At 53.9% G+C, this 10,119-nt stretch carries 9 protein-coding genes; 2 read left to right on the top strand and 7 right to left on the bottom strand.

The window, feature by feature from the left end:
• Positions 1–257 precede the first annotated feature (257 nt).
• The 5 genes from AQZ59_RS03400 to AQZ59_RS03385 all read right to left on the bottom strand — a co-directional run bounded on the left by AQZ59_RS03400 (position 258) and on the right by AQZ59_RS03385 (position 5,449).
• Positions 258–704 carry a hypothetical protein gene (locus AQZ59_RS03400; protein WP_062613142.1) on the bottom strand — a complete coding sequence of 149 codons (447 nt, stop codon included), beginning with the start codon at positions 702–704 and terminating at the stop codon, positions 258–260.
• A 153-nt stretch (positions 705–857) separates the two neighbouring features.
• Positions 858–2,378, bottom strand: a complete 1,521-nt coding sequence (locus AQZ59_RS09095) for a DNA cytosine methyltransferase (RefSeq protein ID WP_082661113.1) — start codon at positions 2,376–2,378, stop codon at positions 858–860.
• 3 nt (positions 2,379–2,381) lie between these two features.
• Entirely contained in the window at positions 2,382–3,638 is a 1,257-nt protein-coding gene (locus AQZ59_RS03395) for a site-specific DNA-methyltransferase (protein ID WP_062613140.1), read from the bottom strand.
• Positions 3,610–4,797, bottom strand: coding sequence for a methionine adenosyltransferase (metK, locus tag AQZ59_RS03390; RefSeq protein WP_062613138.1), 1,188 nt, complete (start codon positions 4,795–4,797; stop codon positions 3,610–3,612). Before metK ends, AQZ59_RS03395 begins: the two co-directional genes overlap by 29 nt.
• A gap of 79 nt (positions 4,798–4,876) precedes the next feature.
• Positions 4,877–5,449: a hypothetical protein gene (locus AQZ59_RS03385; RefSeq protein WP_062613136.1), complete on the bottom strand. Its 573-nt coding sequence runs from the start codon at positions 5,447–5,449 to the stop codon at positions 4,877–4,879.
• Here AQZ59_RS03385 and AQZ59_RS03380 point away from each other — a divergent pair.
• Positions 5,448–6,056 carry a ClbS/DfsB family four-helix bundle protein gene (locus tag AQZ59_RS03380; RefSeq protein WP_201783143.1) on the top strand — a complete coding sequence of 203 codons (609 nt, stop codon included), beginning with the start codon at positions 5,448–5,450 and terminating at the stop codon, positions 6,054–6,056. The genes AQZ59_RS03385 and AQZ59_RS03380 overlap by 2 nt on opposite strands.
• A gap of 236 nt (positions 6,057–6,292) precedes the next feature.
• Entirely contained in the window at positions 6,293–6,727 is a 435-nt protein-coding gene (locus tag AQZ59_RS09090) for a hypothetical protein (protein WP_227469326.1), read from the top strand.
• Here AQZ59_RS09090 and AQZ59_RS03375 read toward each other — a convergent pair.
• The gene (locus tag AQZ59_RS03375; protein WP_062613133.1) at positions 6,718–9,207 is read right to left on the bottom strand and encodes a glycoside hydrolase domain-containing protein; all 2,490 of its coding nucleotides are present in this window, start codon (positions 9,205–9,207) and stop codon (positions 6,718–6,720) included. The two genes, AQZ59_RS09090 and AQZ59_RS03375, sit on opposite strands and share 10 nt — an antisense overlap.
• A gap of 404 nt (positions 9,208–9,611) precedes the next feature.
• The gene (locus tag AQZ59_RS09080) at positions 9,612–9,989 is read right to left on the bottom strand and encodes an HNH endonuclease (protein ID WP_072510765.1); all 378 of its coding nucleotides are present in this window, start codon (positions 9,987–9,989) and stop codon (positions 9,612–9,614) included.
• Between the last annotated feature and the right edge of the window lie 130 nt (positions 9,990–10,119).

Here is a 10,119-nt window from a genome sequence, read left to right as displayed (position 1 = left end):
CAACGCTCGCAATCGAGGTCTGTTGATCAATCACAATCGAGGCCGCATCCCGCCGAAACTCCGGCGTATACGACTTCCTCGTCTTCTTCTCACTCACGAGTCTTCCAACACCCTTCCCAGCCAGACAGGCCAGCCTCATCAAGTGTCAACAAACACAGGGTAACCCCAGTTGTGTACCGTTTCGGTATGTATATACAGCCATAGACCCGCCTACTTATCCAGTCGTTTTCCGCCTATTTTGCCTAATAAATAGTGGTTTACATCTCTTGGTTAGTGTTTATTAGTGGCGGGGTTTTCCACGCCGAATTACCCGAGAGCGGCTTAAGCAGGATTTTGCGAACCTCAGCATTCTTTTTACCGCTAAGTCCGATGCGGTAAAGCAGAGAGCGCAGTTCATACTTCTCATTACTTACCTGGCTCGCACTGCGAGCGACTGTGCGGCGGATCCGTTTAGCGTATGCGACCAGCTCCGTTAAGAACTCGGTGTAGGCTGTGATCTTCTCAAACTCTGGCAGCTTATCCCACCAAGGAAAACTCACGCCTTCCTCGGTGGATCTGATGCTCAACTGGCTGGTTCCCAGGCTTTTTGAGATAAGGTCTGACTTTGCATTGACAAGTTCAAGTAGCCTGTCTAGTTCACGTTCATCAAGAATGGTCGGCAAAGTGATCACCAGCCCGTAGCCAGGGTCTTGCTTGCTACTCATCGCTATTTATCCCCCTTGCCGAGGTTTTCGATTTCTTCTAGATCAACACATAGCTGTCCTATCATCACCAAACCCTCTCTTTCTTGTGTTTTGTCTGGTCATGTACATACAGCCATAGATTCGCGGGCTTATCCAGTCATTTTCGCCTTAAAATCAAGGAGTTTTAGTGGCCTCGGCCGCTATCTGGGAAAGCACGAATTCGGCGCACGGCAAAGCTATCCCGTTTCCCCACAGCTTGTATAACGCCCGATCTGTCACCGGATTAGCCAGCCATTTGCGTACTTGGTTGCGGGTTTTAGGTTTTTTCAATCCTTGTACCTTGCCCCAGCTGGCCCAGACCTGCCACCAATAATCCAGCACGTCTTCGCTCGGGTTCTCGATGGCGAGTCCGTCTGTCCAAGTATCCGGGAATCCTTGTAGGCGGGCACATTCAGTCGGGGTTAAGCGCCTCACGCGATAGTCAGGCACGCAAGGGTCGGTGACCAGGGGAGGCTCGGTCGAATCCGAAGCCAACAGGGCACCAGCAACATTCACGTTTCCTCGGCAGAAGAAGTCCGCCTTCGAGGCGCTCACAACGTCAGGTTCGACGATGGCGATGCCGCCTTGGTTACAGGTCGGAGCTATCCCTGACGTATCGAGCGTCTTGGATACCTCGGTTGAGTAACCGTACCTGCCCACTGCCGCGCCGCGTCCCTCATGTAACGCATTGAAACCGTAGGCGGTAGCGATGATGGGAGTATTACCTCCGCCAGTGCTGTAACGAGCGGTCACGGTTGGCGCTATCTGGCATGGTCCGCCCACTCTGGCATCATGAGGATGATGGTCAAACAATAGCGGCTCAATAATACTCTGGTCGTTACTGCATCCAAGCGTGCCCGACAGATTTGTTTGCACGAGCGGGCCTTTACCGCCTCCAGGTTTTCCTGCACGCATTCTCAGCGCGAATACATCTAAGGATTTGCTTGCGTCGTGAGTGCCTGCTCGAGGATTGGAGGTAGCATTTTGCCTCTGGTCGCAGCCCTGCGTAAGATTCCCGCGCAGGCTCGTGGGCTCAAAGAGTATGTGTCCGGCACGTTGGGTTGCAAAATCTGCGATAAGGTAGATTCTTTTGCGTCGTTGGGGTACTCCGAAAAATTGCGCGTCCAATACTCGCCACGCAATACTCCATTGGTCTGCCACGACCGCTCCAGCTTTTTGCCATTTGTCAGCTCGAGGTAGGTTAGCTGCTGCTTTTTCGTCCGTGATGGCGATAAGCTCGCGTAGCACTTGGTGGAAATCATTGCCTTTGTTGGAGGAGAAAGCTCCGGGCACGTTTTCCCAAACAGCGAATCTTGGATATAGACCATGACTTGCCTTTCTCATTTCTCTGATGACTCTGACGGCTTGGTGGAATAGGCCGGAGCGTTCGCCAGCTAAGCCTGCTCTTTTACCTGCCACCGACAGGTCTTGGCAAGGAGAACCAAACGTGACCACATCCACCGGCTCTAGCTGACTGCCGTCAATGTCGCAGATGTTGCCCAGGTGTTGCATTTGTGGCAAACGCGTTGTGGTGACCAGAATCGGGAAGGGCTCAATCTCGCTCGCCCACACTGGCACTATGCCAATCTTGGTTGCGGCGAGTGGGAATCCTCCCGAGCCATCAAAAAGCGAGCCAAGCCTTAAAGTTTGTGTCAAGGGTTAGCCTTTCTGCTTGGGGCGCTCGACTTCTTTCACCAGATCCAGGTAGGCGTATTGTTTGCCGTCTCGCTCACACGTGATACCGCCGCTATCTCCACTTGTTTGGGCATAGCGGCGCAGGATCACGGAAGCGTATTTCTCATCTAGCTCCATCGCGTAACAGGTACGGTCAATAGATTCTGCAGCCATTAGCGTGGAACCAGAGCCAGCAAACGTATCGAGTACTATCGCGTTGGTTTGGGTGGAGTTACGAATCGGGTAAGCCAACAGGTCTAGTGGCTTGCTTGTGGGGTGATCGGAATTCTTCCTCGGCTTGGCAAAATTCCATACCGTGGTCTGCTTGCGATCCGCATACCAAGCATGAGAGCCGTCTTTCTTCCACCCATACAGCACCGGTTCGTGCTGCCACTGATATGGGGAGCGACCCAGTACGAGGGAGTCTTTAACCCAGATGCAACATCCGGAGAGATAGAAGCCTGCGTCTTGGAAGGCGCGACGGAAGTTCAATCCTTCAGTGTCAGCATGGAAAACATAAGCTGACCCGCCCTTAGCTAGGGATGCCGCCATGTTGGTGAATGCAGCCAGTAGGAACTGGTAGAAGGTGTCGGCGTCTTGTTTGTCGCCTGCGATTTTCAGGCCGCTGTTCGATTTGAAGTCCACGTTGTAAGGCGGGTCTGTGACCACCAGATTAGCCTGTTTGCCATCCATCAAAGCCTCAACGTCGGTTTGTGAGGTGGCATCCCCGCACACCAGTCGGTGGCGGCCAAGCGTCCAGATATCCCCGCGCTCAACGAAAGCGGCCGCTTCGAGTGCGGCGGTGAGGTCGAAATCATCATCGGCCACCTCGTCCTCATCCAAGGAGCCGATTAACTGCTGGATTTCGGCGTCGTCGAAGCCAGTCAGCTCGGCGTTGAAATCACTCGCGTCGAGGTCTGCAATCAAGAGGGCGAGTTTGTCTTGGTCCCACTCGCCGCTAATCTTGTTCAACGCTACATTCAAGGCTTTCTCGCGGGTCTCGTCCAACTCCACCACAACACAGTCGACGCTAGTTTCCCCGAGGTCTTCGAGGATTTTGAGGCGCTGGTGACCGCCGACGACGTGGCCGGTGGTTTGGTTCCAGATGACCGGTTCGACGTAGCCGAACTCCGTCAGCGACCGCTTGAGCTTCTCGTATTCGGGGTCGCCGGGCTTAAGGTCTTTACGCGGGTTATATGCGGCGGGGTGAAGGTCAGCGATGGGCAGTTGTTCGATGCGCATGCGTTTCCACCGCCTTCCGCAGCGCGTCAACGTGAGCGAACGAGTTCTCCCAGTGCAAACCGGGATGGCCGAAGTGCCCATAAGTTGAGTAGCGCGCGAATCCTGGCTTACGAAGGTTCAAAGCATCGATGATTCCACCGGGGCGCAGCGGAAACACCTCGGCTACGGCCTTAGCGAGGATCTCGTCGGAGTATTCACCACTGCCGAGCGTGTCGATAGCGAAAGCGACCGGGTCAGCCTTCCCAATCGCATAAGAAATGCTCACTTGGCACTCAACGGCCAACCGTGCCTCGACGATAGTCTTGGCGATCAGCCGCGCCATATAAGCACCCGAACGATCAACCTTCGAGGCATCCTTACCAGAGAACGCACCACCACCATGTGGGGCAAGACCGCCGTAACTATCAACCATCAACTTACGACCCGTCAGACCCGTGTCGGCCTTCGGCCCACCAACCGTAAACAAGCCCGAGGGATTCACCAGAATCTCGGTGTCAGCGCTAATCGGCAGATACGGCTTACACGCGGGTGCGACGATGAGGGTTCTCACCTCCGACGCGAGCTCATCGAGATCCTTCGCCGCGTCGTGTTGGATCGATACCACCACGGTTTCAATCGCCACTGGCTTACCAGCAGCGTCGTAACGAACTGTTACCTGTGCCTTACCATCGGACTTGATCCCAGTGATGGTGCCGTCCTTGCGGGCATTGTCGAGGCGGGTGCAAATCTCGTGTGAGAGCACCAGCGGCAACGGCAAACGCTCCGGGGTTTCCGTCGTGGCGTATCCGTAAACGGTGCCTTGGTCGCCTGCTCCTTGGAGGGCGAATTCGGTGTCGTCACCAAATCGTGCTTCGAGCGATCGGGTGACTCCTGCGTTGATGTCTGGGGACTGGCGACGTACCCACACGAAGGTCACAAACCGCCACGGCACATACCCCGCCTTCACCAGCGCGTAACGCACCGACTCACGAATACGCGGACGAACCTTCGAAGTGATCTCGCCAGTCACAATGATCCTGTGGCCAGATGCCATCACTTCTACTGCAACGCGTGCGGCTGGGTCCTCGTAGAGAATGTCGTCAAGGATTGTGTCTGAGATCAGATCGCAGAGCTTATCGGGATGGCCGATACACACGGCCTCAGCAGTCTTCGTAGACATACATACTCACTTTCCGAAGAATCAAGGCATAGAAAAGTGCCCACCCATCCGGGGCGGGAGCACAAAAATCAGAGAGTTGTTAGGAGCGGGCTTTCAACAACTGCTCCATCACGTCATCACCCGGCGCCGAACCTGAGTAGTCGGTGGTGCAGGTGGCGCGCACGATCTCGTAAATCTCGTACCAGTACACGTTCGCTTGCTTCCCGAAAGACTGGGACATAGCAACGAACGGGGATGCGATCGCTGCCCCTGTGGTTGGGTGTTTGCCGAGCAGACCGAACTTGGAGATCGCCTGCTCGCACTGCACATAGCGGGCGAAAGACTGCGCATAGGATTCAATCAGCCTGGGTGCCACGAACTGAGAACAACCACGAGCATCAAGCCACTGCCACGTCTCCCGGTAGACCAAATCTGCGCCGAGTGGTTTGCCATCGCGCTGGATGTCGGAGAGATAATCCGATGGTTCAGGCATGGTCTCACCAGCAAGTACCGCGCCATCCCCGATATCTGAGCCTTCGAAATCGAACGGCTCACCCAGCGGATCCTCAAGCCGAGTGGCTGGGCGGCCAGCTGCGAGCTTCTCATTCAGCGGATCAGGTTTCGCGCCAGCTCGCACGCGGCGTCCGCCACGGTTCGTTCCGTCTTTCGCCATGGGTTTTCATCTGCTTTCCTGCTTTGAGATAATTAGTGGCGTGCCGAGACCGAAGACGAAAACTGAACTATTGGATGCCGCCGAGGCGCAGTATGCGAAACTGGACAGCCTCATTGAGGGCATGAGTTCCAACGATCAGCATACGAATTTTGATCCCAGCATCACTCAAATCGGTAAAGAAGCCCACTGGGCGCGGGATAAAAACCTGCGCGACGTCCTTGCCCACCTGCACGAGTGGCAGCGCATGTTGCTTGGCTTCGTCGACGCCAACCGCCAGGGTCAGCCTCGACCGTTTCTTCCGTTTCCTCACACGTGGCGAACCACGCCAACGCTCAACCAAGAGATTTGGACTCAATATCAGGGCACTGAGCTTGAGGCTATCCGCGAGAACCTCGCTGACAGCCACACCGCAGTAGTGGCTCTCATCGGCGAGTTCACCAACGAGGAGTTATTCACCAAGGCGCATTTCCCGTGGACGGGCACAACCTCGCTCGGCTCCTACTGCGTGTCAGCCACATCAAGCCACTACGAATGGGCAATCAAAAAGCTCCGTGCATTCACCAGAAAGCCGCCAGAACAACCCCATAACCAAGCCGCCCCCCAGTAGCTTCTTACCACGCTGTACACCACAGACAGATACTCGGGAGCCTCTGGTATAGGCGCTCCCGTGCGCCTTTTCGTGACTGTCGGGTTCAACGCACCAGGCCTCGTGCCTGCATTCACGCAACATCCGCCCGATCAGCGCTATCCTTAGCAATGCAGGGAAACCCTTCTTGTAGAATGAGAACTTATTGGGCATACAACTCCTGATGCCGTTGCCGTATCAAAATGTGTAGCGAAAAGTTGAAGGGACTGGTCATCAAAAAAATATCTGTGTTTCTTGTATCCGCTCTGGCATATTTTGTCGGCGCGTGGCTTTTCGCCGCCATCTTTCTACGGTGCAAGGATCAGGATCAGAGATTTTTTGTGGTCTTCTTATTGATGCCACTCATGTATGTGTGTTTCACGATTCTTCTTCTGCTTTTTAATAAGCATTTCATCGGTATTCAATCTGCCCGCGCGTTGCAACTTTCAGCAGGAGCCTTTATCGGACTCTCAGCTTTTCTCTTTTCACTCGATGGTGTCGGCTCGTTAGTTCATAGTGATTCTTTTTCTCAACTGCTGAGCCAGTTTTCCGTTCCCGCCATCGGCGCTCTTGTTGCTGGTGGTGTAGCGCTTGGGTTTAGCGTTTTTACCCAAGCGCCACACCAAGGAAAAGACCAAATCAATTATCGGTAGATGAATTCAGCTAGCTTTCGGCAAGCTGTCAAACGAATCTCTTCCTTGACGTATCCAGCCAGGAACCATCCTAAAACGGCGCTATCCAAGTCGGCATATTCACTTATTTTCTGATATGCCTCAGTGGAATTATTCGCCCCCAAGCTCCAGCCAATCTGCTTGAATCTGTTGGCTAGTTTGCTGGAATTGTTGTAGTACTCTCGCAATGTTGCTGACAGAAGATGAGCGTTGGAGTCGTTGCCGTTTTCTAGCGTGTTAGCGATGACAATGGCATCTCCGTCACAGCAAAGGTCGTCACGGTTACAGTTGTTTCCTACCGAATCCCATTCTCCCTTGTCGTTTTTCTTGTCAAGTACTAGCCCCTTCAAGCCAGGATGCTGACGGTAATCGTTACCTTGACCGACTAGAGCTGTGGCCACCTGATCCAGGTTCGCACTGGGATTCCACTCAAGCGTTTTCTGAATGTTTTCCATGGCAGTAGCTAGGTCTCCAGCCCAGCCAGTCCACGCATCAGGGATAACATTCCAGTTGGTGTATCCAAGTGTTGTTGCCGCCAGATGCGCCAGATCAACTGATTCTCCGGTCTTGTCGGTCATGGATTGCCGCCAAGTGTTATCAATATAGCGATTCAAGGCAGCGATGATCTTCTTGCCTACAGCGTCCTTCTCGAGTACGCTCGCGTCAGCACTCCTGAAACTTTCGGCAGACACGGACCAATTCACCGCAGATCCACTACCACCGTCACGCAGGTAGGCTTTTGCTAAATAGTTGAGGATGCAACGCCAAGTCGGAACGGCAATCCACGTTCCCGCACCATGAGAACCCGCAACGTAGTCCTCACCAACTTTGCTATCAGCACGTAATTCCTCAAAGCGCTTCTCTAAATGCCAGATCAGATCAATCGGAGCCAGCTTGTTGTAATCGATGCTGGTGTCGGGCGCAGCGTCACCGGCACTCGAAGGAGCAACATGATCAACTGCCGCTGCTTGTCCTGAATAGGCGACCCTGTCTAGGTCAAAACCAGCACCCTTGTAGTCACTGATTTCAGTGAACTGATCATAGTTCCAACTATCAGGAATAGGGAAGCCGAGGTTGCCAGAAAATCCTGTGGACATGTCCGAGACGAACGCGCTTCCAGCGTATCCGGCTTTAATGATGCGGCGACAAATATTGCGTGATGCGTAGATACCCACTTTGTATCCGCCTCCCAGGCTTCCACGCACACCCTGGAAATACGGAAGAATGTGACTTGTGACCTCGGGGTCGGTCGCATCGAAATCAACAGCGAAATAGATATACGTTCCCGGAATGCCAAGTCTTTGGGCGGCTTGCCTTGCAAGCGTCGCGTGCCGAGCGCCGTTTTCCCGCGTGAAGTGTCGAAGCTTGGTTGAGTACTCCTGGAAAATCGGGAAGAACTTCATCCCTCCGTTGGTGATGCGTTCAAGTTCTCCGGGGCGAATTGCTTTGAAATAGTCAGACGGATCTTTTGAATCCTGATTCGGCTCAGTCAGGTAACGTCCTACGATCTCATAGCCGTTCGCCTTAAGTAGGTTGAGTCGCTCAGCCGTAATCTCGAAGCGTGTATCGCATGCTTTGCAGGCGCGATTCGGATCACCTTTCGAGGTGAGCAGGCTCATCCATGTAGTCGAGTCGACCACCCCACTTCGTGGGAGCTGATACTTTGCTTGGAATTGCGGAACGAACGTTGACAGTGCGGTTTGTGCAGAAGGATAGATATCGGGAGAAATCCGGTTACACACTAGAGCAACCTGAGCTAGCCAAGCCCACTTCGGTAAACTTGCCGCATTGCTGGGTGTAACTATTGTTAGACGCGCTTTGGTGCCATTGCCGAAATTACCTGTGGCTTCCGCAGGGCTAAATCCTTCAATGGCTTGCAAAACCTGAATCAGAGCAGTGTTCATTTCCCGACCGTAGAGTCCATCGGTTGGGATGATTCCGGTATAAGCGCGATACTGTTGATTGATTTGTTGCTGTGCTTGGCGGATCGCTGAAATGCCCCCATAAGAGCGAAGCAGGACGAATTGCTGCATTGACAACAGCGCTTTCATGACGTCGAGCGTCACAGTGGAATCTCCACCAATGCCCATGTCGCTCTTAAGCTGTTTGATGGCCTTTCCAGTTCCGCTATAGAAGTGAGTCGTGATATCGCTGGCACCGGCAGAGTATCCCTTGCACCACAAGGCGCCTTGGATAATGCCGTACACATTAGAAGTCTCCTGTGCACCGTCATCCTGTTGGTGGATGCCGTTAGGCCACCGAGACTGGAAGCGACTGATAGTTCCCGGTCCGAAATTGTTCGCCGTTGTCGTAATACCCAGCTCGATTTGCAGAGCTCGAATCAAAGCGTTGATAGTGCCCCAGCCGGTATATCCGTCCTCTACGACTGAACCGAATCCAGCCTTGCTCCTATAGGTGCGATTGAGCCATTGCTGTGTTTTTAGCACCATTTGATCTGTCATGATTCCTCCTTTTTAGAAACCAGTTTGTTAATTCAAGACAGGCGAACACCTGCCAGGGAGGGATCCAGAACACCGGATGAGAAGCTCCGAGTTTTTGCCCTCACCTGTACGTCCCTGGGAAACCCAAATCCGGACGGACAAAGCGCAAGAAAACCGAGCAACACTCAGCGGGATTTAACCCCTCACTGGTACTGCCGACGAAGCCCGAAGTGTTAATACCTTGTTTGATTCGGGGACTTTGCGCGCGGTGGGCCCCGCCCGCTGACCCCTCAGCGAGTCGTAGAGATTCGACGCCCCCAACCCCTAACCGAATCCTCGACTTGTTCCGTAACTTGGCGCTGGAACAAGGTCAATATTTTTAGGGTGGGGAAGTGCTTAGTGGTTATGTCGCGATTTTCAAAAATCTAGTAGGTGTAGACCCGAGGTTGTTGCCTCCATCGGTCATCATCGAGCGCGCTCTGGCGCGAGTGGCAGGGCTTGCACAGGCTTCGGAGGTTATCAAAGTCGTGGGTGCCGCCGTGTTCGAGCGGGAGAATGTGGTGAACCTCTTGTACGGGTGTGTAGCATCCGGCCTCTAGGCAGTCTTCGCAGAGCGGGTGGGCGGCGACGTAGGCGGCACGGATTTTACGCCAGCGTGAACCATATCTACGATTGATCTTCGGATCCCGCTGATACTTCCGATACCGAGCATCCTCAGCCTTGGCGTGGGCGTCGCAGTAGCGCTCGCGGGTGAGCTCAGGACAACCAGGGTGGGAGCACGGGGACGCTGGTTTGACCGGCATCGCTAGCTCCTTCCCGAACATGGTGAAGCCCCAAGTTCCCGTGTGGGTTCTTGGGGCTTCACCTACTTTTCAACCACTTATATGTTCTCACACTGATATGCGGTTTTCTATCGCATGTTTCGGATACCCG

This window comes from Trueperella bernardiae (assembly GCF_001469025.1).
GTDB lineage: Bacteria > Actinomycetota > Actinomycetes > Actinomycetales > Actinomycetaceae > Trueperella > Trueperella bernardiae.
This window is presented reverse-complemented; position numbering and strand designations above follow the sequence as displayed.